General features: G+C 70.1%; 25 protein-coding genes. 9 read left to right on the top strand and 16 right to left on the bottom strand.

The genetic code is table 11. The annotated features are described in order from the left end of the window. Positions 1-142 precede the first annotated feature (142 nt). Positions 143-1,051 carry a C40 family peptidase gene (locus ACFQ4H_RS02720; protein WP_377566532.1) on the top strand — a complete coding sequence of 303 codons (909 nt, stop codon included), beginning with the start codon at positions 143-145 and terminating at the stop codon, positions 1,049-1,051. A 107-nt stretch (positions 1,052-1,158) separates the two neighbouring features. On the opposite strand, the gene ACFQ4H_RS02715 is transcribed toward ACFQ4H_RS02720, so the two are convergent. After that, complete coding sequence (locus tag ACFQ4H_RS02715) at positions 1,159-2,106, bottom strand: helix-turn-helix domain-containing protein (protein WP_377566530.1); 948 nt, start codon at positions 2,104-2,106, stop codon at positions 1,159-1,161. Between the two features lie 119 nt (positions 2,107-2,225). Between ACFQ4H_RS02715 and ACFQ4H_RS02710 the strand changes: the two genes are divergently transcribed. After that, on the top strand, positions 2,226-3,251 hold the full coding sequence (locus tag ACFQ4H_RS02710; RefSeq protein ID WP_377566528.1) for a saccharopine dehydrogenase family protein: 1,026 nt from the start codon (positions 2,226-2,228) through the stop codon (positions 3,249-3,251). A 19-nt stretch (positions 3,252-3,270) separates the two neighbouring features. Here the strand turns inward: ACFQ4H_RS02710 and ACFQ4H_RS02705 are convergent, their stop codons facing one another. The 3 genes from ACFQ4H_RS02705 to ACFQ4H_RS02695 are packed head-to-tail and all read right to left on the bottom strand — an operon-like array spanning position 3,271 to position 7,279. Next, positions 3,271-5,415: a RecQ family ATP-dependent DNA helicase gene (locus ACFQ4H_RS02705; RefSeq protein ID WP_377566526.1), complete on the bottom strand. Its 2,145-nt coding sequence runs from the start codon at positions 5,413-5,415 to the stop codon at positions 3,271-3,273. Positions 5,416-5,468: 53 nt separating this feature from the next. Continuing rightward, entirely contained in the window at positions 5,469-6,131 is a 663-nt protein-coding gene (locus ACFQ4H_RS02700) for a response regulator transcription factor (protein ID WP_377566524.1), read from the bottom strand. Further along, positions 6,128-7,279 (bottom strand): sensor histidine kinase, encoded by a 1,152-nt coding sequence (locus tag ACFQ4H_RS02695; RefSeq protein ID WP_377566522.1) that lies wholly within the window; start codon positions 7,277-7,279, stop codon positions 6,128-6,130. Before ACFQ4H_RS02695 ends, ACFQ4H_RS02700 begins: the two co-directional genes overlap by 4 nt. 192 nt (positions 7,280-7,471) lie before the next feature. Between ACFQ4H_RS02695 and ACFQ4H_RS02690 the strand changes: the two genes are divergently transcribed. Together ACFQ4H_RS02690 and ACFQ4H_RS02685 are read left to right on the top strand one after the other, a co-directional pair. Continuing rightward, a complete protein-coding gene (locus ACFQ4H_RS02690) occupies positions 7,472-8,092 on the top strand; it encodes a DUF1772 domain-containing protein (protein WP_377566520.1) in 621 nt (206 codons plus the stop codon). Beyond that, positions 8,089-8,559, top strand: a complete 471-nt coding sequence (locus ACFQ4H_RS02685; protein WP_377566518.1) for a hypothetical protein — start codon at positions 8,089-8,091, stop codon at positions 8,557-8,559. Before ACFQ4H_RS02690 ends, ACFQ4H_RS02685 begins: the two co-directional genes overlap by 4 nt. 786 nt (positions 8,560-9,345) lie before the next feature. Here ACFQ4H_RS02685 and ACFQ4H_RS02680 read toward each other — a convergent pair. From ACFQ4H_RS02680 to ACFQ4H_RS02665, 4 genes are all read right to left on the bottom strand, one after another. Then, on the bottom strand, positions 9,346-10,221 hold the full coding sequence (locus ACFQ4H_RS02680; RefSeq protein ID WP_377566516.1) for an alpha/beta fold hydrolase: 876 nt from the start codon (positions 10,219-10,221) through the stop codon (positions 9,346-9,348). Between the two features lie 184 nt (positions 10,222-10,405). Beyond that, positions 10,406-11,014 (bottom strand): cadmium resistance transporter, encoded by a 609-nt coding sequence (locus ACFQ4H_RS02675; RefSeq protein WP_377566514.1) that lies wholly within the window; start codon positions 11,012-11,014, stop codon positions 10,406-10,408. Between the two features lie 388 nt (positions 11,015-11,402). Further along, entirely contained in the window at positions 11,403-11,591 is a 189-nt protein-coding gene (locus ACFQ4H_RS02670; protein WP_377566512.1) for a DUF397 domain-containing protein, read from the bottom strand. Next, positions 11,582-12,376, bottom strand: a complete 795-nt coding sequence (locus ACFQ4H_RS02665) for a helix-turn-helix domain-containing protein (protein ID WP_377566510.1) — start codon at positions 12,374-12,376, stop codon at positions 11,582-11,584. Before ACFQ4H_RS02665 ends, ACFQ4H_RS02670 begins: the two co-directional genes overlap by 10 nt. Positions 12,377-12,835: 459 nt before the next feature. Between ACFQ4H_RS02665 and ACFQ4H_RS02660 the strand changes: the two genes are divergently transcribed. Beyond that, positions 12,836-13,330 carry a hypothetical protein gene (locus ACFQ4H_RS02660; protein ID WP_377566508.1) on the top strand — a complete coding sequence of 165 codons (495 nt, stop codon included), beginning with the start codon at positions 12,836-12,838 and terminating at the stop codon, positions 13,328-13,330. Next, a complete protein-coding gene (locus tag ACFQ4H_RS02655) occupies positions 13,330-13,593 on the top strand; it encodes a hypothetical protein (RefSeq protein WP_377566506.1) in 264 nt (87 codons plus the stop codon). Before ACFQ4H_RS02660 ends, ACFQ4H_RS02655 begins: the two co-directional genes overlap by 1 nt. Before the next feature lie 50 nt (positions 13,594-13,643). On the opposite strand, the gene ACFQ4H_RS02650 is transcribed toward ACFQ4H_RS02655, so the two are convergent. Then, positions 13,644-14,117 (bottom strand): carboxymuconolactone decarboxylase family protein, encoded by a 474-nt coding sequence (locus tag ACFQ4H_RS02650; protein WP_377566504.1) that lies wholly within the window; start codon positions 14,115-14,117, stop codon positions 13,644-13,646. A 201-nt stretch (positions 14,118-14,318) separates the two neighbouring features. Here ACFQ4H_RS02650 and ACFQ4H_RS02645 point away from each other — a divergent pair, with 201 nt between their 5' ends. Continuing rightward, positions 14,319-15,653 (top strand): TrkH family potassium uptake protein, encoded by a 1,335-nt coding sequence (locus tag ACFQ4H_RS02645; RefSeq protein WP_377566670.1) that lies wholly within the window; start codon positions 14,319-14,321, stop codon positions 15,651-15,653. After that, positions 15,643-16,323, top strand: a complete 681-nt coding sequence (locus ACFQ4H_RS02640) for a potassium channel family protein (protein ID WP_377566502.1) — start codon at positions 15,643-15,645, stop codon at positions 16,321-16,323. The genes ACFQ4H_RS02645 and ACFQ4H_RS02640 overlap by 11 nt, the downstream gene beginning before the upstream one ends. A 45-nt stretch (positions 16,324-16,368) precedes the next feature. On the opposite strand, the gene ACFQ4H_RS02635 is transcribed toward ACFQ4H_RS02640, so the two are convergent. The 7 genes from ACFQ4H_RS02635 to ACFQ4H_RS02605 all read right to left on the bottom strand — a co-directional run bounded on the left by ACFQ4H_RS02635 (position 16,369) and on the right by ACFQ4H_RS02605 (position 24,009). Continuing rightward, entirely contained in the window at positions 16,369-17,934 is a 1,566-nt protein-coding gene (locus tag ACFQ4H_RS02635) for a fused MFS/spermidine synthase (RefSeq protein WP_377566500.1), read from the bottom strand. Positions 17,935-17,969: 35 nt separating this feature from the next. After that, the gene (locus tag ACFQ4H_RS02630; RefSeq protein ID WP_377566668.1) at positions 17,970-18,941 is read right to left on the bottom strand and encodes a coiled-coil domain-containing protein; all 972 of its coding nucleotides are present in this window, start codon (positions 18,939-18,941) and stop codon (positions 17,970-17,972) included. Between the two features lie 246 nt (positions 18,942-19,187). Then, on the bottom strand, positions 19,188-20,027 hold the full coding sequence (locus ACFQ4H_RS02625) for an inositol monophosphatase family protein (RefSeq protein ID WP_377566498.1): 840 nt from the start codon (positions 20,025-20,027) through the stop codon (positions 19,188-19,190). After that, positions 20,020-20,472 (bottom strand): response regulator, encoded by a 453-nt coding sequence (locus tag ACFQ4H_RS02620; protein WP_377566496.1) that lies wholly within the window; start codon positions 20,470-20,472, stop codon positions 20,020-20,022. Before ACFQ4H_RS02620 ends, ACFQ4H_RS02625 begins: the two co-directional genes overlap by 8 nt. A 22-nt stretch (positions 20,473-20,494) precedes the next feature. Further along, positions 20,495-22,282 carry a sensor histidine kinase gene (locus tag ACFQ4H_RS02615; protein WP_377566494.1) on the bottom strand — a complete coding sequence of 596 codons (1,788 nt, stop codon included), beginning with the start codon at positions 22,280-22,282 and terminating at the stop codon, positions 20,495-20,497. Further along, the gene (locus tag ACFQ4H_RS02610; protein ID WP_377566492.1) at positions 22,279-23,505 is read right to left on the bottom strand and encodes a PP2C family protein-serine/threonine phosphatase; all 1,227 of its coding nucleotides are present in this window, start codon (positions 23,503-23,505) and stop codon (positions 22,279-22,281) included. Before ACFQ4H_RS02610 ends, ACFQ4H_RS02615 begins: the two co-directional genes overlap by 4 nt. A gap of 114 nt (positions 23,506-23,619) precedes the next feature. Further along, positions 23,620-24,009: a hypothetical protein gene (locus tag ACFQ4H_RS02605; RefSeq protein ID WP_377566490.1), complete on the bottom strand. Its 390-nt coding sequence runs from the start codon at positions 24,007-24,009 to the stop codon at positions 23,620-23,622. A 94-nt stretch (positions 24,010-24,103) separates the two neighbouring features. Here ACFQ4H_RS02605 and ACFQ4H_RS02600 point away from each other — a divergent pair, with 94 nt between their 5' ends. Next, positions 24,104-26,494: a M28 family peptidase gene (locus ACFQ4H_RS02600; protein WP_377566488.1), complete on the top strand. Its 2,391-nt coding sequence runs from the start codon at positions 24,104-24,106 to the stop codon at positions 26,492-26,494. Positions 26,495-26,523: the final 29 nt, after the last annotated feature.

The following is a 26,523-nucleotide window of genomic DNA, read 5'->3' as shown; positions in this document are numbered from 1 at the left end:
GCCGACGGTTACCCAGGGTACTCTCGGTTTGTATTTACGTTCATTCATGTATCGCTCACGTAGCCTTTGACGGCCGTAAATCGTTGTACCGATCGTGCCGACAACCACCTTGCCGCGCCGTGCTGCCACGCTTGCAGCCGGGGTGACCGTGGCCCTCGCGCTCGTACCAGTCCCTGCTCTCGCGGAACCCCCGGACGAACCTGTACCGGAACGGGTCACCGCCTCGGCGGACGGACTGGAAGCCCTCGTCAACCAGCACAACGACCTACAGGAGGAACTACGCGCAACGCGGGACCGCGCCGACGCTCTCACCGAGGAGCTACTGTCCCTGGAACGGCGACTCGCCGCCAACCGGGGCCGGGTCGGGCAGGTCGCGGTCGCCGCCTACCGCGTCGCCCGTCCCCGCTCCATGGCCACCGTACTGCCGCTCTCACCCGCCGGCCGGCGGATGGATCCACTGCTCAAGCTGGAGCGGCTCAGCCGGGAGCGGGCCGAGGTCATCACCGACCTGTCAAGATCCCACCAGCGGCTGACCGCCGCCCGACGTACGACCCAACTGTTGCTGGTCCGGCAACGCGACCGTGAGCACCTGCTCTCCGCACGGGTACGGCAGATCGAGGCGGAGATCGCGAAGCTGAACCAGGCCCGGGACGCGGCTGCTGCCCCGGAGTCACCCGCCGAACCGCCACCTGCCCTGGCCTCTGCCGCCGGCGCGAAGGTGGTGCGGTTCGCCTACGCACAGCTCGGCAAGAACTACCGCTGGGCCGGATCCGGACCGGACGGCTACGACTGCTCCGGACTCACCTCGGCCGCCTGGGCGACGGTCGGGGTGAAGCTACCGCACAACGCCGCCCAGCAGTGGCGGACGGTGAACCGGATCAAGCGCACCGAACTCCGTCCCGGTGACCTGGTCTTCTACTACCGGGACATCGGTCACGTCGCCATCTACGTGGGAGCCGGGAAGGTGATCCACGCTCCCCGGCCCGGCAAGCGCATCCGCATCGACGAGACCGACTTCCAGCCCATCCACGGCTACGGCCGACCTCGCTGAACCACACACCCGTACGCACTGAGTGGCTGTTGCGATCCGCGACGGCCACTCACTGCGTGTCGGCCCGGCCGTAGCCTCAGCGAAACACCGAGGCCGAACCGTGCGGCTCAGGCCCGGAACGTCCGACGGTAGGTGTCCGGCGGTACGCCGACCGTACGGTGGAAGTGGCGCCGCAGCGTCGCCGCCGTACCCATGCCCGCCGCCGAGGCGATGGTGTCGACGCTGTCGTCCGTGGTCTCCAGCAGCTCCTGCGCGCGGCGGATCCGCTGCGTCAACAGCCACTGCAACGGGGTGGTGCCGGTCACCGAGCGGAAGTGGCGGGCCAGGTGGCGCGAGCTGAGGTTCGCCTGGCGGGCCAGGTCCTCCACGGTGAGCGGCTGGTCCAGCCGGCGCATCACCCACGGGAGCAGTTCGGCCAGGGGATGACTGTCCTGGGCGGGCACCGGTGTGGTGACGAACTGGGCCTGGCCACCGGCCCGGTGGGGCGGCACGACCAGGCGGCGGGCAACCACGTTGGCGATCGCCGAGCCGTGGTCGAGGCGGACCAGATGCAGGCACAGATCCATCGCTGCGGCCTTGCCCGCAGAGGTGAGCACACTGCCGTTGTCCACGTAGAGCACGTCCGGATCGACCTTCACCCGGGGATAGCGCGCGGCCAGTTCCTCGGTGTGGGCCCAGTGCGTGGTCGCGCTCAGCCCGTCCAGCAGGCCGGCGGCGGCGAGCACGAAGACACCCGTACACAGGGAGACCACCCGCGCACCCGACTCGTGGGCCGCGCGTACCGCCTCGACCAGGTCGGCCGGCGGGTCCTCGTCGACGTCGGCCAGGGCGGGAACGATCACGGTGTCGGCGTACGCCAGCCGGTCGAGCCCGCAGTCCGGCTCCACCAGGAACCGGCCGACCCGGACGGCCTGCGTGCCGCACACCCTGACGTCGTACCAGGGGCCCGGCACGGTGGCCGGGGCGGAGCCGAAGACCTCGTAGGCCAGGGCCAACTCGAAGTGCAGCATCCCGTCGGTAGCGGCGACCGCGACGGAGCGTCGGACAGAACTCATGTCGGAAACTGTACGGGTCTTGTCGTTCCGGACACTGGTACCGGTGGGCCGATGAGGACAGGATTTCCATAGTGGATCACTTCGAGCACGCGGGAGCGGGCATGGAATCGGGTCGGAACGTGGCGGTTTACGGTGCGTACGGGCACACCGGGCAGTTCGTGGTCGCGGAGTTGCGCAAGCGCGGGTACGTCCCGCTGCTCCTCGGCCGCGACCGGGAGAAGCTGCTGGCACTGGTGCAGGCCCAACCGGTACTGGAGACGCGACAGGCTTCGGTCGACGATCCAGCCTCGCTCGACCGCGCGCTGACCGGCGCGGACGCCGTGATCAACTGCGCCGGGCCCTTCGCCACGACCGCCGCCCCACTGGTCGAGGCGGCGCTGCGCGCCGGCATCCCGTACGTCGACGTCGCGGCCGAAATCGAGGCGAACCTCGACACGTTCACGCACTTCGCGGAGCGCGCCCGCGCCGCCGGCGCCGTGGTCGTCCCGGCGATGGCCTTCTACGGCGGCCTCGGCGACCTGCTGGTCACCACCGCGATGGGCGACTGGACGGCGGCGGACGAGGCGCACATCGCCTACGGCCTGAGCAGTTGGCACCCGACTGCCGGAACGATCGCTTCGGGCACGGTCTCCGGGCAGCGACGGGGTGGCCGCCGGGTCCGCTACACGGGTGGACGGCTGGAGTACCACGACGACGCTCTGCCGACCCTGGAGTGGCCCTTCCCGGCTCCGCTCGGCCCCCAGGACGTCATCGGCGAGTTCACCATGGCCGACGTCGTCACCGTTCCCAGCCACCTGGCCGTCCCGGAGGTGCGTACCTACATGACCGCCAAGGCGGCTGCGGACCTGTCCGCCCCTGATGCCCAGGCACCGACCGCCGTCGACGAGCACGGCCGCTCGGCGCAGACCTTCGTCGTCGACGTCCTCGTCCGCTCCGGCGGTACGGAACGCCGCGTGGTCGCCACCGGTCAGGACATCTACGCCATCAGCGCGCCGCTTGCGGTGGAGGCCGTCGACCGCATCCTCACCGGCCGGACCAGGACCACCGGCGTCGCCTCCGCAGGCGCGGTCTTCGACGCCCCGGACTTCCTCCGCGCCCTGTCCTCGCACCTGTCCCTGCACGTCCCGGTCGACACACGCGGCTGACCGTCGGAGTCGAGCCTGCTCAGCCGGCCACGGCGAGTGCCAGCGGCAGTACGCCGGGCGCGCCGGCCTGACGCAGCAGCCGGGACACCATGGTCATGGTCCACCCCGAATCGACGAGATCGTCGACGAGCAGCACCGGACCGGTCGCCCGGGCGACCGAGGCCGCCAATGCGTCGGGGATGGTGAACGCGTCGTGCAGTGCGCGTACCCGCTGGGCACTGTTGCCCCGCGATCCGCCGTACCCCTCGGGCGTCTCCCGGGCCGGAACCTCGCCGAGCAGCGGTAGCCGGCCGACGCTGGCGATCCGTTCGGCCACGCTGCGTACCAGCCGGGGGCGACCGGCCGAGCCGATGGCGACCACGCCGACCGGGCGCGCCGGCCACGGATCGGCACCGTGTGCCCAGGCCTTGAGCACCTCGACGACGGCGTTCAGTACGTCGTCCGGGGCAGTCGAGTCGGCCGCGTCCGGGCCGACCAGGGTACGCAGCCGCCCGCCCCAGCCGAGGTCGGAGAGCCGCCCGACGGCCCGGCCGGGGAGCGCCTGCTCGTCCGGGCCGATCTTCCCGCGCAACGGCACCCCGACCGCGGCCAGCCCGGTCGGCCAGAGCTTCTTCGGCATGATCTCGATGCCCGGCCGACCGAGGAACGTCTGCGCGGCGGCGAGAGCGGCGGTGGAGACGTCGGCGTCGTACTGCGGGCCGGCGCACCGGTCGCACCGGCCGCAGGCGGTCGCCCCGTCGTCGTCGAGGCAGCGGCGCAGGAACTCCATCCGGCAGGCGGTCGTGTCCGCGTACTCCCGCATGGTCTGCTGTTCGGCGGTGCGGGCCTGGGCGACGCGCCGCAGCCGCTCGGCGTCGTAGTGCCAGGGCTGCCCGGTGGCCAGCCAGCCGCCGCGCACCCGGCGGACCGCACCGTCGACGTCGAGCACCTTGAGCATCAGTTCGAGCCGGGTACGCCGCAGGTCGACGATCGGCTCAAGCGCCTGCGTCGACAGTGGACGGTCCTCGGGCAGTGCCGCGAGTACCGCCCGAACCTGGTTCTCCGGTGGAAACGCCAGGGATGCGAAGTAGCGCCAGATGGCCTGGTCCTCGACACCGGGCAGGAGCAGCACCTCGGCGTGCTCGACCGCCCGACCGGCCCGGCCGACCTGCTGGTAGTAGGCGATCGGCGAGGGCGGTGCCCCGAGATGGACGACGAAGCCGAGGTCCGGCTTGTCGAAACCCATGCCGAGCGCGGACGTGGCGACCAACGCCTTGATCTTGTTGTCGAGCAGGTCCTGCTCGGCGGCCCGCCGGTCGGCATCCTCGACCTGGCCGGTGTAGGAAGCCACGGTGTATCCCCGGGACCGCAGGAATTCGGCCGTCTCCCCGGCCGCCGCGACGGTCAGGGTGTAGATGATGCCCGAGCCGGGCAGTTGGTCGAGGTGGTCGGCCAGCCAGCCGAGTCGGTGGGCCGGGCTGGGCAGATCGAGTACGGCCAGCCGCAGCGACTCCCGGTCGAGCGGGCCGCGCAGCACCAGGGCGTCCCCGAGTTGCTCGGCGACGTCCGCCGTGACCCGGCTGTTGGCGGTGGCGGTGGTGGCCAGCACCGGCGTACCGGCGGGAAGATTGGCCAGGAATGTCCGCAGTCGGCGGTAGTCCGGCCGGAAGTCGTGCCCCCAGTCGGATACGCAGTGCGCCTCGTCGACCACGAGCAGCCCGGTGGTGGCCGCCAACCGGGGCAGGACGCTGTCGCGGAAGTCCGGATTGTTGAGCCGCTCGGGGCTGATCAGCAGTACGTCGACCGTGCCGGCGTGGATCTCCCCGGCGATCTCGTCCCACTCGTCCAGGTTGGCCGAGTTGATGGTGCGGGCCCGAATCCCGGCCCGGGCCGCCGACTCCACCTGGTTGCGCATCAGCGCCAGCAGTGGGGAGACGATGACCGTCGGGCCGACTGGCGTCCCGCTCTGGCCGCTGCCGTTTCCGGATCGCAGTAGTGCGGTGGCCACGAAGTAGACCGCCGACTTTCCCCAACCGGTACGTTGCACGCAAAGCACCCGCCGCTTGTCGACCACGAGCGCCTCGATGGCCCGCCACTGGTCCTCACGCAGCCGGGCCGACTCTCCGGCCAACCGGCGCAGCACCGCCTCGGCCTGCTCCCGTACCGCCACCCGATCGTCACCCATCCGGCATTTCTACCAGCATCGGACGGCGTAGCGTCGCTGGCCGTGCGCAGCGCTCAGCGTTCGCCGGGGCGGACCAGCCCGCTCTCGTAGGCGATGACGACGAGCTGGGCGCGGTCGCGTGCGTCCAGCTTGGTGAGCAGGCGGCTGACGTAGGTACGGGCGGTGTCGGGGCTCAGGTGCAGCACCGCACCGATCTCGGCGTTGGTACGGCCGGTGCCGACCTGCGCAAGCACGTCGCGTTCGCGTTCGGTGAGCCCGGCAAGGCGTGCCGTGTCCTGGACCGGGGAGCGGGCCGCAGCAGCCAGAACGCGACGGGTGACGGCGGGCGAGAGCAGCGCGTCCCCACCGGCGACGGTACGTACGGCCTCGCGCAGGGCATCGGGGGTGGTGTCCTTGAGCAGGAACCCGGCCGCACCCGCACGGATCGCCTCGAAGAGGTACTCGTCGTCGTCGAACGTGGTCAGCATGACGACCTGGACCCGGGACAGGTGCGGGTCGGCCAGGATGCGGCGGGTTGCCCCGATCCCGTCGACGCCGGGCATGCGTACGTCCATGAGCACGACGTCGGGTCGCTGCGTTCGTACCACCTCCAGGCCGGCGGCGCCGTCGCCGGCCTCGCCGACGACGGTGATGTCGGGGGCGCGTTCCAGCACGGCCCGCAGCCCGGTACGGATGAGGTGCTGGTCGTCGACGAGGACGACGCGCAGCGGGGTCACGGCGGGCCTCCCGGCAGGGGCAGTTCGGCGTGTACGCGGAAGCCGCCGGTGCGGGCCTGGCCGATGTCGACGGTGCCGCCGAGCAGGTCGACCCGTTCGGACATGCCGCGCAGACCGTAGCCGTGCTCGTCGTGGCGGGTGTGCGGGTCGGGGCCGTGGCCGTCGTCGACGACGTCCAGCGACAGCAGGTTGCCGGTGGCGGTGACGGTCACCTGGGCACGGGTGGCCCGCGCATGGCGTAGCACGTTGGTCAGTGCCTCCTGCACGACCCGGTAGGCGGTCGTGCCGACGACGGCGGGCAGCGTACGGGGGTCCCCTTCGACCTGCAGGTCCACCGGAAGGCCACCCCGGCGGACACCGTCGACCAGGGCGGGCAGGTCACCGATGCCCGGGTCGGGGTGCCGGTGGCCGGTGTCCCGGCGCAGGGTACGCAGGGTGGCGCGCAGCTCGGACATGGCGCTGCCGCCTGCGGCCCGGATCGCGGCCAGGGCCACCTGCGCGTCGTCCTTCGCGCCGTCGGCCAGGGCCTCCTGCGCCACGGCCGACTGGAGCGTCACGACGGAGACGGCGTGGCCGAGGGTGTCGTGCAGCTCGCGGGCGATGCGCAGCCGTTCCGCCTCCACCTGGCGGGCGGTCTCGGCGCGGCGCTCGTCGGCGGCCACCGCTGCCTGGCGGGCCAGCTCGGCGCGTAGCGCCCGTCTGCTGCGTACGGCGTCACCGAGGGCGATGACGGCCACCATCAGCGCCGCCTGTGTCCCGAGGTCGACGCCGAGGACGATCGAGGGGTCGTCGCCCTCGCCCAGCCGGGCGACCACCGATGATGCCAGCAGGGCACCGGCCAACAGCGTGGCGACGCGGATCCGGCCCTGGTCGGCGGCGACGTACAACACCGCTGCCGTGTGCGTGGCCAGCCCGACCGGGGCGAAATCCAGCATGTAGTAGGTGACGACCCCGGCCACTGTGGCCAGCAGCACGGGGACCGGCCGGTTGCGGGCCAGCAGCGGCAGCGCACCGAACCCGGCCGCGTAGCAGTAGCCCGCGACGAGTTGCACGGGTGTTCCGCCGTGGGTGGCGACGGCCGCCGCTACCAGGGTGAACGTGCCGACGGCCAGCAGTGTGTCGATACGGGTGGGTCGGTGGCCTGGCACGTTTCCGAGCCTAGAGCGCCGTGGACGGGCGCGCTGTCGTCGCGAGGCGACACCTTCGTGTCTCGGCGTACGTCCGGAAGCGATCCGGGATCGCGCTTGCAGACGGCAGACCAGGCATGTCGTACGGCCTAGCGTCGGCGGCGACGTCGACCGATGCGCCGGCCCGGCGCGATGACCCCGGAAGGAACCCGCATGCTGCCGAAGAGGCTGACCCGGATTTTGCCGAAGAGGCTGACCTGGGTTGCGCTGACTGCCCTGGTCTGGACGTCGATGCTGTCGTTCGGCGGCGTCGCCGCCGAGACGGTGATGCTGTACCCCAACATCTTCGTCGACCCGCCCGCGTCGCTGGAACGTGCACGCGAGTTCGTCGTCGCGGGCGGCCCCAGCGACTACTTCCCGCCGCTCGGCGCGAGCGTGGTCGTCAGCAGCATCGCGACGCTGCTGCTGACCTGGCGCAACCCACGGCTGCGCTGGTGGATCGCGGCGGCCACGGCGACGTTCTTCCTGTGCGAGTTCCTGTTCTCGGCGGTGTTCTTCTGGCCCCGCAACGAGATCATGTTCGTCGACCCGGTCGGCACCCACAGTGCCGAATACCTGCGCCAAGTGGCCGACGAGTTCGTCACCGGCCACTGGGTACGCCTCGCGGGTGGGGCGGTGACCGCCGTGCTCGCCTTCACCGCACTGATCCGCTGGGCCCGTACGACCGCCCCCACCGGTACGACCACGCCCACCGGTACGACCACGCCCACCGGTACGACCGCCCCCACCGTCATGGTCACGCCCGCCTCCGCCCGGACGGGGGGTGCCCGATGACCGGAGGGTCGCGCCCGCTCGGGTTCTCGTGGCCGGTGCTGGTCGGGCTCGCCGCGCTGGCCGCGCCACGGGTCGTCCTGCACGACCTCGACCTCGTGCAGGAGGGCTCGCCCGTCAACGCCCTGCTCGTGTTCGGGCCGCCGATCTGCTGGCTCGCCGTGGTGCTCTGGCGACGGCCACCGCGCCCGTTCCTGACCATGGTGGTCATCGGCGCGATCTACGGGTTGTTCCTGGCCGCCGGCCACCAACTGCTGTGGACGGGCGCATACGACGGGAACGGCCCGGCCCTGGGCGGCAACCTCGCCGATGTGGACCCGACCGTGCAGGAGGTGGTGCTGCGAGCCGTGGCGGTGCTGTCTAGCCTCGCCACCGGCATCATCGTCGGCATCCTGACCGGAGCGGTCGCGGCGGTGCTGTGCCGGGTCCTGCCCGAGCACGGCGCCCCGTCCCGGCACGGGGGTCCCTGACGGTCGGATGTGCCGCGTCGACGTGGCACATCCGCACACGACAGTCCGGCGCGGCATCACCCCACTCACCGTCACGCCCCCGCATCGTTGCGAGGTGGGGGCGCAGCGCATCTGGCCGGTGGTGTTCTCGCCGTGGCGGGTGGCGGTCTTGAGCCCCACGCCGGTGCGTTGCTGGTCGTCGAGCGCGTCCGAGTCCTTCCTGATGGTCAGGGACGCTGATCCGGAGGCTGTCGAGCTGCCTCGCCTGTGCGCCCATCGCGGCGTCGACCCGAACGGATATCTCCTCGGTCATGCGGTTGTCGGCAGGTCGACGCCGTTACCAACAGGGCGACGCGGCTACCGGCAGGTCGACGCCGTTACCAACAGGGCGACGCAGCTACCGGCAGGTCGACGCAGCTACCGGCAGGTCGACGCCGTTACCAACAGGGCGACGCGGCTACCGGCGGGGCGACGCGGCTACCGACGGCTCCGGTGGGCTGTGGCCGTCGATGGCAGTGCGGCTGCCCCGCTGGTGCGCCCAGCTCGACAGGGTGCCCGGGCTAACGGACTGAGGACACCCACCACCTGTTCAGGTACTCAAAGCTGTTCAGGTACTCAAAGCCGGTCTTGGCGAAAGCGACGACAACTACGCGACACGGGTGCGGCAAACCCGACCGGTACCCCTGCGTGACAGACACCCAGCTACCGCGAGCCATTCGGCTTCCGCCCCCGGCCCCTGCCCCTGCCCCTGCCCCTGCCCAAGGCAAGCTCCAATTCGAGGCGGTCCATGCGCAGCGGCGAATCAGCTCAAGCGTTGTCGAGCACGAAACCCCGCATGAGCTCGGCGCACTCAGCCGCGTGCGTCTCCAACAGAAGGTGCCCGCCGTCGTAGATGTGCGCGTCAATGCGGTCGAGGGCGCGGTGGTAGGCGAGGACCTCGTCGATGTCGAAATAGGCGTCGCGCCGTCCCCACAGCACTAGCGCCGGCGGCTGGTGGACCCGGTGGTACTCAGCGAGCTCACCGAAGCGGGCGACGTGGTTGGCGTAGTCGCTGAACAGCGCGAACTGCGCGTCGATGTTGCCGGGGCGGCTCATGCGCTCCCAGTCGAGATGCCACGACTCGGGGGCGACAAGCACGCGCAGGTACTCGGGCAGCCCGGCGAGGTACTGGTCACGGGTGCCGGCGAAATTCAACCAGTCCGGCAGTTCGGCGCGCCTGGCGTCGCTCGGGTCGGCCCAGTAGGCCTTGGCACTGTCCCACTGCTCGCCGAGGCCGTCCTCGTGCGCGTTGCCGTTCTGGACGATAAGGCCCCGGATGCGATTCGGGGCGCGGGTGGCCAGGTGGTATCCCACCGGTGCGCCGAAGTCGTGCAGGTAGACGAAGAAGCGCTCGACCCCGAGCTGGTCGAGTAGGTTCTCGATCGCCCACGAAAGGTTCTCGAATGTGTAGTCGTACTCGCCGATGGATGGCGACGAAGACATGCCGAAGCCGGGCAGATCGGGCGCGATCACGTACGCGACGTCGGCCAGTGTGGGCATTACTTCGCGGAATGTGTGCGACGAGCTGGGGAAGCCGTGCAGCAGCAGTACCGCCGACTGGCCGGGGCGCCCGGCCTCGCGGAAGAACACCTCAAGACCGTTGACGTCGGCCTGTCGATGGCGGACCTTCTGGATCGCCCGCATTGCGTTCTCCTCCTACGTTCGCTGGCGAGGGTCATCCGCCTTGATGTACCCGAGGTGGTGCCGGCGATCACCGTCGCAGTTGCTCACTCACCAGCTCATCGCGCCGAACCCGAACCTATACCGCCCGGCCACCTCGACACCCCGTATCCGGGTCTGCCGCAGGCCGCGCGTCGTGAAGCAACGCTTACAGGCCGAAGGCACCTCCTTCGACGAGGATGAGCAGGCCGATGCCGATCAGGACGACGGGGAGCAGGATATGGCCCCACCGACTGAGGGTTCTGGCAATGATGGGCCGGGTGGCAAGGAAACGACCTGCTGCGATCCAGACGGCTAGCAGGATGAGGAAGACAATCACGTAGAGGCTCATGCCGCCGATGCCTCCGGCGGCGAAGGCGGGAACGTAGACGCCGATGTTGTCACCGCCGTTGGCAAACGTCACCGCCGCCACCTCGAAGGCCTTGGGCCCGCCGGCGGCGGCCTTTGGCACGCCCGCCTCCTCGGCTGAGCCCTCGCGCCAGTCTTTCCAGACCTGTATCGCGGCTCTGACGCCCAGGGCGAGGGGCAGCAGGCCGAGGTAGGGAACGGCCTGCTCCGGCAGGAACGTGGCACCGAACGCGGCTGCCACGGCGACGGCGAGAATGGCGGCGAACCCGAGGTACTGGCCTGCGGCGATGTTCCTGGTCGCCTTGGCGTGTCCCGCCCCCTGAGCGAAGAACAGAGCCAGGATCAGGATGTCGTCGATGTTGGTGACGGCGAACAGAGCCGCCGCTTGACCGATGATTCCCAGACTCATGACAGCGGGAGGTAGTCGGGCTCGGCCACCGGCGGCAAGGCTATGTCGCAAAGGCAGTGACAATCAGGCCGACGACATCCCACCGGCGTCCCTTCATCAAGCCCCCTCTGGCACCATGCCACCTCTCCCACGACGGCAGAGCATCGCACAGCCACCGCAAACGCTCGTTGGCCAGCCTTCCGCACCCAACCGAACGCTGTGTTCCGGTTCACCCCTACCACCGGGCAGCCAACGAAACGTTGCCGTCTTCACGGTCCAGCGCCTCGAAGAACCCAACCCGCAACTCCGCCAGTGAAAGCACGATCCCCGCAACCCCCTGAAGCCCAGGGTGTTGCGGGGATCGCTAGAACCCGTGAGAACCGGAACGGGGGCGTTGCGAAGTCTGTCGTCAGGCCTGCTTGGCGAAGCCGACGAAGGCCCGCCAGGCGTCCGGACCGAAGGTCAACGTGCCGCCATCCCGGTCCTTGGTGTCGCGGACCAGGACCACACCGGGCAGGTTGTCGGCAACCTCGACACACGCCCCGCCGTTGCCGCTGGAGCGGGTCGACTTCCGCCACTCGGCGACGGTCATGTCCATGTCTTCGCCACCTCCTTGATCAGGTCGATTGACTGGCGGCGGGGAAGCGCGATGGAGCGGACCGCCTCCCACGTCTTGGTCAGCCTAGCAATGTCCATCGAATCGTCCACGATCTGTGCGCGGAGCTGGTTGTCCGCATAGGCGACCCTGCCGCCATCGGGCAGGTCGGCGATGATGAACTGGCCAGCCAGTCCGAGGTAGATCCCCTCGGCCGGCACGACGTGCAGTTGGACGTACTCCCGCTCCGCGTCCGTCACCAGCCGCTCCAACTGCTCCGCCATCAGCCCTGGATGCTCCGGCACCGGCCGGCGCAGGATCGCCTCGTCGATCACGGCGATGAACTGCGGTGGATTGTCGCGGTCCAGGACCGCCTGACGTTCCAGCCTGGCTGCGAGCTGCTGCTCCGCCTCTTCGGCGGTGAACCGGCCACCGGCCAGCGTCGCCCGCGCGTAGGCCTCGGTCTGCAACAGACCCGGAATGACCAGCGGCTCGAACCAGCGCAGGGTGGTCGCCTCGCGCTCGAAGACGATCCACTCGCGCAACCAGATCGGGGTGGCCTCCAACTCCGCCAGTTTCTTGAGCATCCGCAGGAAGAGACCCCCGGTCTGCAAGCCGGCGTCCACGGCCTCCATGTAGGAGACGGTGGGTGGCCGCTGGCCGGTCTCGACGCTACTCACATGCGACGCCGAGAACTGGATCAGTTTGCCGAACTCCTCCTGACTGAGACCACGTGACGTACGCGCATGCCGTAACTCCTCCAGGATGTACTCCATTGCTACGCTCATCGATCCCCCAAACTCTGCCCAGATTCTCCCCGGATCTGCCGCCCCGAATTCCGGGCGCACACGTATAGCCACCAGAACTGCGCGGACGGCAATTGGGTATTCCGAGAGTAGTCGGTCGGGCACCAACATGTCTCTATCGGATGCGGGTGGTTCGGCAAGGCCACACAGGGACCGGATCCGATGCGGGGCCACCGCCGATGTCCCCCACGATCAGCGCGGTGGCCCCCACTCCAACCACTTCCCGAAGGGACTCGTCATGCCCTACAGCGGCGACTACGAACCAATTCCACACCGGCCGGCACAATCGCCAGGCAACCAGGACGCCGAACCCGCCAACGACCGCGACAGGGCTCACGGTCCTCTGCCGGAAACGGAATCCGAGCCAGATTCGCAGACCGCTTCAGCAGGGCCCGTGGAATCGTCGATCCGCCGACACATGTCGAATCGCCGTTCCATCTGATGTGGAGGAAGCACCCGACTGAGAGGCTGCTACTCCCCGGCGACGAGATCCACGTCGAGGCGTACTTCTATCTGGTTGGCCCGTCCCCGTATCACTACGGGGACGGGGTCCTCCACCTCCGCGTCGACGACGTCCGGGAGGACGATCTCGGGCAGGACGACGGCGGCCCACCGCCCGCCGACTGGATCATGGCGTCGGGCGTCCTGATCCACCCCGACCGGGACGCCGGCAACCATCGTCAGGTCGCCATCCGCCGGTACGCACTGCCCACCTTCGTCCCCGAACCCGTACGGCACTGCCTCGGGCCGCCCTCCTGCGCCTGGTGCCTGAACCAGCCCGACCCGGACGCCGTACACGGCTGTGCCCGGCACCGGAGCAACCAACTGGTGAAACCCCCGCCGTACCGGTCCCGGTGCGGCTGCCCCTGCCCGCCCCCACCGGATGCCCCGGCACAGACGCCACCGGCCCGCCTGACCCGAGGTCCGGCGAACTGATGCCACCCCCACCGGCCGCCCGACCACACCCTCCGGTGCTGCCCTCCTGGCTCTGCCGCACCTGCGCCGCCCCGTGGCCGTGCGGCCAGGCCCGGTTACTGCTGCTGCACGAGTTCGGGCGGGACAGGATCGCGCTGAGCATCCATCTGGCGGCGCTCTACACCGCCGCCGTCACCGACCTCCACCGGCTCCACCCGTACGAGGGTCCGGAGCCGGGGGTCCTCTTCCAGCGCTTCCTCGGCTGGATACCGAGACGGCCCTGACCGGTCCTCGACCGGCCAGGGCCGCCGTCCCCTGGTTGGCGCAACCCCCGTTATCCGAACTGGCCAACCTGGTACGCCCCGGCGGGCTGCTGGATGATGACGTTCACCCGGTTGAAGGCGTTGATGATCGCGATGCCGAACACCAGGGCGGCGAGCTGGTCCTCGTCGTAGTGCTTGGCGGCATTCGCCCAGACCTCGTCCGGGACGCCACCGGCCCCGTCGGCGATCCGGGTGCCCTGCTCCGCCAACTCCAGCGCCGCGCGCTCAGCCTCGGTGAACACCGTGGCCTCCCGCCAGGTAGCGATCAGGTTGAGGCGTACCGAGGTCTCTCCGGCGTGCGCCGCTTCCTTGGTGTGCATGTCGACGCAGAAGCCGCAGCCGTTGATCTGGCTGGCGCGGATCTTCACCAGTTCCTGCGTCGTGGCTGGCAGCGTCGAGTCCGCGAGCACCTTGCCGGCCGAGGTGATGTGCTTCAGGATCTTGGCTGCGTACGGGTTGCCGAAGAGGTTCAAGCGAGCGTCCATGGTGAGCTCCTCTGCCCTTGCTGCTGGTTACACAGCACTGACGGGTCAGCTCGGCGAGATGTGACAGGAACCGGTGTGACCCGCGTCTCCCTCCGACGTCGGACGGGCAACCCCCAGAGGCGTACGGGTGAATCTCCCGGCTTGCACCGAATGCCGCGCTGATCCCGTGATACTCAAGGGCGGGTGAAGGCTCGGCGGCTGCTGGCACCCGCCCTGCGGTACCCGGTCCGGGCCGTACCACTGGCCTTCCTCGGGGCGATCGCGGTGGCGACTGCCGTCTTGATGCTGCCCGCTTCCCGGGCCGGCGAGGGGCATGCGCCGTTCCTCACCGCACTGTTCACCGCCACGTCGGCGGTCTGCGTCACCGGCCTGAACGTCACCGACACCCCGGAGTACTGGTCGACGTTCGGCCACGTGGTGATCACCGTAGCCACCCAGATCGGCGGGTACGGGATCATGACGCTCTCGATGCTGCTGGCGCTGCTGGTCTCCCAGCGGCTCAGGCTGCGCAACCGGCTGCTACTACAGGCGGAGAGCAGTGGGTTGAGCCTCGGCAACGTACGGCTGCTGCTCATCCGGGGCGCGTTGATCATCCTGGTCTGCGAGACGCTCATCGCGCTCGTGCTGACCGGCCGGCTGTGGGGCGCGTACGACTACCCGCCGGGCCGCGCGCTCTGGTACGGCGTCTTCCACGCCGTCCAGGCGTTCAACAACTGTGGATTCGCCATCTTCGACAACAGCCTCACCGGTTTCGTCGGTGACTGGTGGATCTGCCTGCCGATCACCCTGGGCGTGATCGGCGGTTCGATCGGCTTCCCGGTGATCTTCGAGCTGCAACGACAGTGGCGGCAGCCGTCCCGCTGGTCGGTGCAGACCCGGCTGACCGTGGGCGGCTCGATCACCCTGCTGGTGGTGGGGTTCGTCGCCATGCTGGCCATCGAGTGGACGAACGTCCGTACCTTCGGCCCGCTGAACGTGCCGACGAAGGTGCTGGCCGCCTTCGTACAGGGGGCCATGCCGAGATCCGGCGGCTTCAACAGCGTCGACTACAGCCTGATGCACGACGAGACCATCGCGATCACCATCGGGTTGATGTTCGTCGGCGGCGGCAGCGCCAGCACCGCCGGCGGCATCAAGGTCACCACCTTCTTCCTGCTGGCCTTCGTGATCTGGGCCGAGATCCGGGGTGAACCGGATGTGGTGATCGGACGACGTCGCATTCCCACCGCCACCCAGCGCCAGGCCATCACGATCGCGTTGATCGGCGTTGCGATCGCCGTGATGGGCACGCTGCTCCTGCTGACGTTCACCAGGGGCCTGCGGTTCCACTGGGCCCTGTTCGAGGTCGTCTCGGCCTTCGCGACCGCCGGGCTCAGCTCCGGCGTCACCGGCGACCTACCGGCCGCAGGCCAGGTAACCCTGATCGTCCTGATGTACGTCGGCCGGCTCGGCACCATCCTCGCCGCGTCCGCGATCGCCCTGAACACCCGGCACCGGCTGTACCGATATCCAGAGGAGCGCCCCATTGTCGGCTAGAAGGAAGAAGCAACTCCCGGCACCCGGCGGTGTCGTGGTGATCGGCCTGGGCCGCATCGGCGCCAACGTGGCACTCACCCTGACCCAGCTCGGACACGACGTGCTGGCCATCGACAGTGACCCGAAGGTCGTCCAGACCATGTCGGAGCAGCTGACGCACGTGGTGCAGGCCGACTCCACCGACGAGACGGCGCTACGGCAACTCGGCGTGGCGGACTTCGACCGGGTCATGGTGGCGCTCGGCAGTGCGGTCCAGGCCAGTGTGCTGACCGTACTGGCCCTGACCGAGATCGAGGTCTCCGAGATCTGGGCGCGGGCGTCGTCGAACGCCCACGCCAAGATCCTTACCGCGATGGGGGCCGCGCACGTGATCTTCCCCGAGGCCGAGATGGGCGAGCGGATCGGCCATCTCATCGTCAGCCGGATGCTCGACTTCGTCGAGATCGGCCCGGACTTCGCCCTCGCCAAGACCCGGGTGCCGCGCGCCATGACCGGTCAGCCGCTGGCGCAACTCCGACTGGGCGAGCGGTACGGCGTCACGGTGATCGGCGTCCAGGGCCCCGACGGAAAGTTCGCCCACACCCGTCCCGACACCGTGCTGGCCCCGGACAGCATCCTGATCGTGGAGGGGGCGATCGACCAGGTGCAGGCCTTTTCGGCGATGTCCTGACCGCCGCAGGCAAGAAGGGGCAGGGTCAGGCAAGAAGGGGCCGGGTCAGGAGGTGGTGGCCAGCAGTTGGTCGACCGGGGCGTACTCGTCGGTGAGCACGAGTGCGTCGTCGACGAACTCGTCCAGTGCCGCGCCGGACAGCACCATGGTCGGCTCGTCGGTCACGGCGGCCAGCCGATCCGTCAGCGCAGCGATCGGCAGCGGCTGGTCGGAGGCCACGATGACGAAGTTCGCCCCCTGGCTCTCGGTCAGCGCGTCCTTCCCGGTCACCAGCGCGACGTGGGCGAACTCGGCGGCGACGGTGGCCAACTCGGCCCGGATGAACCGCAGCGGCGGATAGTCGATCACGTTCTGTGCGTAGATGCCGCCGGGCCGGACGACGCGCCGTACCTGCGCGGCCATCTCCCGGGTGGCCAGGTGCCAGGGCACCACGAGGTGGCCGAACGCGTCGCCCACCACCAGGTCCGCACTGTCGTCCGGCCGGGCGGCGACGAGCATCCGGGCGTCGCCGACGACCGGACGCAACTGCGGCCCGGTCGGTACGGCCAACTCCCGCTGGACCAGCTTCACCAGTTCACCGTCGATCTCGTAGACGAGGTTGTCGGTGCCGGGGCGGGTGGCGGTCAGGTAGCGCGGCACCGTGAAGCCGCCGCCGCCGAGATGCAGGGCGTCCAGCCGGGCACCGGGCGGTGCCAGCACGTCGGCGACCGCCCCGATCCACTGGGTGTAGGCGAACTCCAGGTGGGTCGGGTCGGCGAGGTCGACGTACGAGTGCTGCGCCGAGTTGAGCAGCAGCAGGCGGCCGGTCGGCCGGTCCGGGTCGGTCACCACCCGGGCACAGTGGTAGGCCGTCTCCACGTCACACGGGTTGGGGGCCACCGCCGACAGTCCCGCGCCGACCAGCCCCAGGACCGCAGCGGCTGCCCGTACCCTGGGCCGTCCCGGCACCTCGGTCCGGTTCTGCCGGTGCAGGTAGACACCGAGCGCGAGACCGGTCAGCCCGAGCAGCACGGCGAGACCGACCATGATGGCGGTGCTCGGTAGGGCAGCGACCAGCACGAACCCGGTGCCCAGGGTCGCGGTGATGCCGCCCAGGGTGCCAATGCTTGACAGCCGGCCGACCACCTGACCGGTCCGGCGCAGGTCACCGAGCTGCAACTTGACCACCATCGGGGTGACGGCGGACAGCAGCGCCGCCGGCAGGAACACCGCCAACGCGGTCAGCAGCAGGATGCCGGCGGTCGCGCCGCCGCGCAGCACCTCGCCGGCATAGCGGACCAGCGGCAGGGTGACGGCGGTGGCGATCCCGGCCAGCACCAGCGCGGGCGCCAACAGGGGACGCGGGTCCCGCCGGTCGGCGATCCAGCCGCCGAGCCAGGCACCGTACGCGATGGCGGCCAGGGCCACGCCGATCACCGAACTGGTGACCTGGAGGGTGACTCCGATGTACGGGCCGACCAGCCGGAGCGACGCGGTCTCCAGGACGAGGACCGCGCCGCTGGAGAGGAAGACCAGTACGGCGGCGAGGGCGGACGGCAGCGGTCGGGGCCTGGTCGCCTGGCGGTCGGACAGCGGGCCGGTGTCAGCGACGTTCGGTGGTGACGTGTCCATCGCAGCGATGGTACGCAGCGCCACCGGCCCGCAGGTCAAATCATCGAGAGGTGAACGTGGTTCGTGTGGTCGCCGGCCGGGGTGCCGTTGCCGTTGTAGGCCCGCCAGCCGGTGCTGGGCATCCAGATCTGCCGGTACCAGATCACGTAGAGCACACCGAGCCGACTGGCGTTCTTGACGTAGTAGGCGGCCAGGTTGTTGCCGTACGTACGCTCGGCTCCGGTCGCCGACGAGTTCTTGAAGCCGCTCTTGGCGGACGCGAAGTCACAGGCCCGGCCCTTCGGGTGCTCACCGCCGCCACCGCTGCGATAGCAGGAGACGTACCAGGTGAATCCGGCGGCCTTGGCCTGGTTCATGGCGTGCAGGGTGCGCGGGGTGATGCAGCCGCTCGTGGTCGGGTCGTTGATCGTGCACGACTCCTTCGGCCAGGAGCCGTCGGAGTTACGGGGGGCGGGTTTGGCCAGCGGCGAGTTGGCGTTGATGTATCCGCCGCTGCTCCCTCCGCCGACGGAGGCCAGGGCCCGTTCGGCGTCCTTCTTCTGCTTGGCGATGATGGCCACGAGCTTGGCCTGTGCGGCCACCTCGGCGTCGATGGCAGCCTTGGCCCGCGCCGACTGGTCCTGTGCTTCGATGAGCGCCCGCAGCTTCCGGTCGCCCCGCTGCGCCATCAGGTCCAGCGTCGCGGCCCGCTCCAGGAACTCGTCGGGTGAGGCGCTGTTGAGCAGCAGCATCGTCGGAGTCAGCCGTCCCATCCGGTACGACTGCTCGGCCACCTCGCCCACCTCTACGGTGAGGCTCGCCAGGTTGGCCTCGATCCGCTTCAGCGCCTCAGTCAACGCAGCCTGCTGCTTCTGCGAGTTCTCCAGTTTGTCCTTGGCCTCGATGTATCCCTTGGAGGCTGCTTCGAGCGCGTCGCGCAGCTTCTTGGTGCCCCCTTCGTCGCCGGGCGACGGGTTGGGTACGGCGGCCACGGCCGGTGTCGCCGGGGCGCCCAGGGAGAACAGCATCGCGGCCAGCAGCGCCACGATCAGCCACGACTTGCGATGCCGGTTGACTGCCGTCTTGGGCACGAAGAGGGTTTCCTTCCGTCGGCCGCCCACCCCTACTGCGGTCTGCTGACCGGGTCGGCGGAAGCCGCCGCCGGCACCCGATTGGACGCCGTCTGGCGGAGACCGCGCGTCAGCCTACCGGAACGTCAGCGGGTCGACGGACCGCCGTACGCCCCCGGTGGCTTCGGCACTTCTGCCCTGTCGTCACGACACTTCTGGATCTACCGGGTCGACCGAACCGGCCAGCAACGCTTCGTACACATCGGACCAAACTTGCTCATTCGCGGCAGCCAGCAGGCCGGACTGTTCGTCGGTCGGGTCGTACTCGCCACCGTCCAACCGGCGGACCACTCCACCGGCCTCCCGTACCAACAACGCGCCCGGAGCGTGATCCCAGGGCAGGGTGCGCCAGAAGATGGCGAAGTGCTGGACACCCAGCACAATGTCCGGATATTCCTGACCTGCGCAGTGGTGTCCGGGCAGCAGTTCACCGAGGCCACCCGCACCGGCCGTGACCCGGACCTGCAACGACGTCGGCAGGAACCGGGTCAGCACCGCACCTCGCAGGTCCGCCCGGGGCGGCGCCGGGTCCGTCGTCCGCACCCGCACCCCGTCGACGTACGCACCGACGCCCGCCCGCGCGACCACCAGTCGGTCCGCCACCGGGTCGAGGATCCAACTCGCCTCGGTGACCCCGTCCCGCAGCAGCGCCACCATCACCGCGAACGGCCGACGGCCAGCCGCGAAGTTGGCCGTACCGTCGAGCGGATCGACCAGCCACACCGGTGCCGTACCGTGCAGGCGGGTCAGCACGTCGGCGTCGGCGGCCACCGCCTCCTCACCGACCACGACGGACCCGGGCAACAGCCGCCGCAGCCCAGCGCTGATGATCTGCTCAGCCTCCCGGTCGGCTACCGTCACCAGTTCGCCCGGGGTCTTCTCCTCGACGTCGGAGCCGCCGAGCCGGCCGAACCGGGGCAGGATCGCGGTCGCCGCAGCCTCCCGCAGCAGCGCCCCAACCTCGTCGAGCATGCTGTCAGCCACGCGGCGGCAACTTCACCACGCTCACGAAGAACTCATCGATCTGGCGCACGACAGCGATGAAGCGTTCGAAGTCGACCGGCTTGGTGACGTAAGCGTTGGCATGCAACTGGTAGCTACGCAGAATGTCCTCGTCAGCCTGCGAGGTGGTCAGCACCACCACCGGAATCCGGCAGAGCTGATCGTCCTTCTTGATCTCGGCCAGCACCTCCCGACCATCCCGCCGGGGCAGGTTCAGGTCGAGCAAAATCAGATCCGGCAGTACGGCGTCGGCGTACTCGCCCTCGCGCCGAAGGTAGGCCAGCGCCTCCGCGCCGTCGGACACCACCGTCAGCCGGTTACGCAGCTTGTGCTCCTCGAACGCCTCCTGCGTCATGAGCACATCGCCCGGGTCGTCCTCGACGAGCAGCACCTCGATGGGGCTCTTGCCGTCCGGTGGGGCTGTCATGGTGTCGCCTCATCCCGCTGGGTCATGTTGGGGTCTCTTTCCTGTCCGTATCGTCCGCCTCCCCCGGCTCGGCCGACCCGCCGGGGTCGGTCCGGGCGGCCGACTCGGCGGTCTCGGGCCGGTCGGTCGGCTCGGCGGTCTCGGGCCGGTCGGTCGGCTCGGCGGTCTCGGGCCGGTCGGTCGACCCAGCCGGCTCGGGCAGCTCCGCCAACTCCGTCAATTCGGGTGGCGCGGGCTGGTCAGCCAGTGCCTCGGCCGTCGGCAGGGTGAACTTGACCGCCGTACCCTCCCCGTCGATCGGGGCGGCCCAGATCCGGCCGTCGTGGTACTCGACGATCTTCTTGGCGATCGCCAGGCCGATGCCGGTACCCGGGTAGGCATCCTTCGGATGCAGCCGCTGGAAGATCACGAAAATCTTGTCGACGAACTCCGGCTCGATACCGATGCCGTTGTCCTGGCAGGTGATCTCCCACTCGCCGTCCAACCGGCGGGCTGAGACGTGCACCTTCGCCGGTACGTCCGGACGGCGGAACTTCAACGAGTTGCTCACCAGGTTGACCAGCAGATTGGTCAGCAGTGCCTCCTCGCCCCGGACGACCGGCAGCTCCGACCAGGTCAGCTCGCCGTCCGCCCGTTCCTGCGCCGCCTCGGTGAGCGAGGCCACCTCCTCCATCAGACGGTTCAGGTCCACGTCGGTGAACCCGCTGGTCAGTCGGCCGATCCGGGAGAAGGCCAGCAGATCGTTGATCAGCCGCTGCATCCGCTGGGCACCATCCACCGCGAACGCGATGTACTGGTCGGCCCGCTCGTCGAGTTGACCCGCGTAGCGGCGTTGCAGCAACTGGCAGAAGCTGGCCACCTTGCGCAACGGCTCCTGGAGGTCGTGGGAGGCCACGTAGGCGAACTGTTCGAGGTCGCGGTTGGACCGGACCAGCTCCTCGGCCTGTTTCTCCAACTGGCTGTTGACCCACTCGATCCGGGTACGCGCCTCGCGTACCTCGGCCAGGTCCGCGGAGATCTTCCGGCGCATCGCCTCGATGTCCCGGGCCAGCCGGGCCAGCTCCGGCGGCCCGGACACCTCGATGCTGCGCTCGTAGTCGCCCCGGGCGACCGCACGGACCTGCTCCGCCAGGCCGGTCACCGGGCCGATGACCAGGCGGTTCAGCGACGTCAGCAGGGCGGTCCCGGCCAGCAGCACGACCACCGCGGCAATGACCAGCATCACGACCAGCGCGTTGCCGGTCTGCCGGGCGTCGTCGGCGACCTGGTTGCGTAGCTGGAGGATCTGTTCACTCAGCCGGTCCACCGACTGACGCAGCTGGTCGAAGAGCAGGCTCCGTTGCCCGGTGAGCAGTGCCTGACCCGCCTCCGGGCCGCTGGTCCCGGTCGCCTCGATGGCCGGGACCGCGACACTGGCCCGCCACCGCTGTGCCTGGTCCCGTACGACGTGCAGCTGACGCCGGATGTTCGGATGGCCGTCGAGCAGGGCATCCATCGACGCGATCAGGTTCTGTTCCTGTTCGACACCGCTGCGGTACGACGCGAGGTCCGCCTGGACCCCGCTCACCGCGTACCCGCGTACCCCGGTCTGCTGATCGACCAGGGCGTTGAGCAGCCCCTGCACCTCGATCCGCAGCGGACCGGTCTTGTTGAGCAGGATGTCGAGATGGTCCCGGTTCTTGGCGGCCACCCCGGCCCCTCCGGCCGCCAGACCGGTCAGTACCAGTCCGACGACGACGCAGAGCGCGGTCACCCGCCGATGCAGGGTCCAGGTGGCCCAGGTCGTCAACAACCGCAACCGCCGCGTCACCGGCCCCCTCCCCGACTGACCAGCAGCATCGCCACGTCGTCGGCCAGCGGTCCGCCGTTGAGTTCCTCGGCCCGGCCGACGAGCCAGCCCGGCAGGGCCCGCAACGGCACATCGCCGGCGTCCCCGGCACCGAGCAGACCGCACAGCCCGGGCACATCGAGTCGATCACTTCCGCTGCCGACCCGTCCTTCGATGAGGCCGTCGGTATAGAGCAACAGGGACCAGTCCTCCGTCTCGAATTCCATCTCGTAGGCGACCGGGCGACGGGGCTGCACCCCGAGCAACAGCCCGGTCGGGGCCGGCACAGGAGCCACCTTTCCCTCGGTGAGCAGCAGGGGTGGCGGGTGCCCGGCCAGCCGTACGGTCGCCCGGTTGGCCGCCAGATCCAACCGTACGGCGGCCACGGTCGCGAAGATCTCGGGTGCCGAACGCTCACTCGTCAGCACCTGCTCGACCGCGGGCAACACCTCGTCGTCGGCGACCCGGGCCAGCATCAGCGCCCGCCAGGCGACCCGCAGTTCGACGCCGAGCGCCGCCTCGTCGACGCCGTGCCCACACACGTCGCCGACGATCAGGTCGACGCGGTCCGGGGTGGTCTGCACCACGTCGAAGAAGTCCCCGCCGATCAGTGCCGCATGCCGACCCGGCCGGTAGAAGGTGTGCACCGCCACCTGGTCGGTGTCCATCAGTGGTTGGGGCAGCAGGCCACGTTCCAGTCGGGCGGATTCCGCCTGGCGCAACTCGACCTCGCGTAGCCGGCGGGCATTCTCGTCGGCCCGCTTACGCTCGACGGCGTACCGCAGCGCCCGGGCCAGCAGCACCCCGTCGACCTGGCCCTTCACCAGGTAGTCCTGCGCCCCCTCGGCCACCGCCTCGATGCCGAGGTGCTCGTCCTTACGCCCGGTGAGCACGCACACCGCCGCCCGGCTGGACATGCCGAGCACCTGGCGCAGGCCGTCGAGTCCTTCCGCGTCGGGCAACCCGAGGTCGAGCAGCACACAGTCGACACCGGCGATCCGCTGCCGGGCCTGGTTCAGGCTGGTGGCGACGACCAGGTCGATCGCCGCGTCCACCTCGGCCAGCAACTCTCCGACCAGGAAGGCGTCCCCCTCGTCGTCCTCGACGAGCAGGACCCGTAGCCGCTCACCCCGGGACAGCGGTGTCCCGCCTCCCGGACCGCCGTACGGGAGGACCGTTCGTGGTGCGATAGAGGAGCCGGTCACGTCGCCACCTCGCTCCCGCCGATATCGAACCGCTTGTCGTGAATCCGCTGATCCTGCCTCACTGGATGTGACTGCACAAAACGGCCGACGGCGGACACGCCGACACCCGGGGTGTCATCCAGCCGGAACTTCCGTCGTGCCCCGGCCCGCCGGGGACGACGATGCCTGCTGGCTCTGCCGGCGGATCCGCTCCGCGTGGTCGGCCATCACCGCGCCGAGCACTCCGTGTAGTCGACCGCAGTCCTGGCAGTGCAGGTTCTCGTCCAATCGTCGGCCACCGCAGCCCGCACAGCTACCCCGGTCCGTCGGATCACGGTAGCCGGCCAGTGCCTCGCCCAACGCCCGGGCCAGGTGCGATGTGAGCGGAAACGCCCCGGAGTCGAAGCCGCTGCGTACCTCGACCGTCCCTACCGGGGCGGCATCGGGATCGGGATCGTACGGCGAGACCCGCTCGAAGAAGTCCCGCAGGACATCGACCGGGTCCGGCACGTGTACTGATGCCATACGCTCCACGCTATTCGACCCACCGCGCATGCGGTAATCCACCGCGCCCGCGCATTGGGCAGGATAGTGACCCCCGACACCCCCAGGAGGCACCGTGGGCGCCCCCCTACAGCCGCCAGCCGACCGGGCGCTGGCCCGCCCCGCGCGCCGCGGTCTGGCCGCCGTTGCGGCCCTGGCCGCGCTGGTCGCGGTCGGTGCCGCCGCACTGTTCGACCTGCGTACCCCGGCCCCGCTCGGCACGGACGCGCCCGCCGGCGAGTTCAGCGCGGAACGGGCGTACGACAACGTCCGGGTCGTCGCCGAACGGACCCATGTCGCCGGCAGCCCGGCCAACGACCAGGTCCGCGCCCACATCGAGGGTGTGCTGCGTGGCCTCGGACTGGAGACGGAGATCCAGGACACGGTCGCCGACGAGGCGGGACAGTTGAGCGGTGCCGCCGGTGGCGCAACCCTGGCGCGGGTACGCAACGTGGTGGCCAAACTGCCGGGCAGCAACCCCACCGGTCGGGTCTTCCTGGTCGCGCACTACGACTCGGTGCAGGTCGGACCGGGTGGCAACGACGACGGCGTAGGCACCTCGACCATCCTCGAAGTGGCGCGGGCACTGCGGGCAGGCCCCCAACCCCGCAACGACATCGTCTTCGTGCTCACCGACGCCGAGGAGGCGTGCCTGTGCGGGGCGGAGGGGTTCGCGGCCGGCCACCCCCTGGCCGCCGACGGTGGCGTGGTGCTCAACCTGGAGGCCCGGGGCAGCAGCGGCCCGGTAATCATGTTCGAGACGTCCCGCCGCAATGCCGGCCTGGTGGATGTCTTCGGCCGGGCTGCGCCACATCCGGTGGGTACGTCCTTCGCGGTGGAAATCTACCGACTCCTGCCCAACGACACTGACTTCACCGCTTTCCTCGACCACGGATTCACCGGCCTCAACTCCGCCTACATCGACGGCGGGGCGCTCTACCACACCCCGTTGGACACTCCGGCCGCCGTCGACCGGTCGACCCTGCAACACCACGGTGACAACGCGCTGGCCCTGGCCCGCGAGTTCGGTCGGATCGACCTGGCGGAGGTGTCCGCCGGCAGCGATGCCACCTACTTCCCGGTGCCGGGCGGGTTGGTCCGCTACCCCGGCTGGCTGACCTGGCCGCTGGCCCTGCTGGCGGTCGTCGCCGTCGGCGCGCTCGGTTGGCTGGCCCGGCGTAGGGGCCGCACCTCGTGGCCCCGGTTGGCCGCCGGATTCGGGCTGGGCCTGGTGCCACTGGTCGCCGCGCCGTTGGCCGCCCAGGGGCTGTGGTCCGCGATCACCGCGATCCGGCCCGGCTACGCCGAACTACTCGATCCGTACCGTCCACAGTGGTATCGACTGGCGGTGGTGGCACTGGCCGCCGCGATCCTGTTCGCCTGGTACGCGTCGACCCGTCGCCGTACCGGTCCGGCAGCGCTGGCCATCGGCGGGCTCGGCTGGCTGGCCGTACTCGGTGTGGTCTTCGCTGCGGTGACCCCCGGTGGGGCGTACCTGACGACGCTGCCGGCGCTGGCCGGCGCGGTGGCCGGAGCCGTGATGCTGCTGGCCCGGCCCAACGGGCCGTGGCCGGTCGTCGCCGGTACGGCGGGCGCGGCGGTCGCCGTACTCATCCTGCTGCCGACCGTGGTGCTGCTCTTCCCCGCCCTGGGCATGGCGATGGGCGGCGTGGCTGCCCTGGTCACGGTGCTGCTCGGCCTGGCCGCGCTGCCGGTGATCGACCTGCTGCATCCAGAGGCCGGCGGGCAGCGGGCCATGCCGGCGGTACGCGCCCGGCGGTACGCAGCGGTCCCGGCACTGGCCACGGCACTGGCGGCGGTGGTGTTCGCCGGCACCGGACTCGCCGTCGACCGCTTCGACGCCGCCCACCCCGTGCCAACCCACCTCATGTACGCCCTGGACGCCGGTACCGGTCAGGCCCGGTGGATCAGCCGGGAAACCGATCCGCAGCCCTGGACCGCCCAGTACGTCGACACCTCCGCCCCGGCCGGGGACGACTTCCCGGGGCTCGGCCTGGCCCCGGACCGGCAGGTGAGCACCGGAGCGGCACAGTCGGCCAACCTGCCGGCCCCGACGATCGAGAAGCTCGCCGACTCGACCTCGGCCGGGCTACGTACGCTGCAACTACGGCTGCGTCCCCAGCGGGCGGTACGCCTGGTCACCCTGCACGTGGACGCGGCCACGGCCACCGTCGAGCGGGCCACGGTCGCCAGTCGCGAGGTGCCACTGGCCGGTCAGGAGGGGCAGCGCTGGGGTTTCGGGCTGGTGTTCCACGCCCCGCCGACCGAGGGCATCGAGATCACCCTGGTGGTACGGCAGACCGGTGGACAGCTCGGATTGCGGGTGATGGACGCCAGTGACGGACTGTCCGACCTGCCGGGCTTCCGGCCGCGCCCGCCCGACGTCGGCATCGTCGGCTCGCACAGTTCGGAAATGGTGGCGGTCGCCCGTACGTACCCGATCTAGCCGGCCCACCGGCCGACGAGTCGGCCTGC

Source organism: Micromonospora sonneratiae, from assembly GCF_042679305.1.
Taxonomy (GTDB): domain Bacteria; phylum Actinomycetota; class Actinomycetes; order Mycobacteriales; family Micromonosporaceae; genus Micromonospora_H; species Micromonospora_H sonneratiae.
This window is presented reverse-complemented; position numbering and strand designations above follow the sequence as displayed.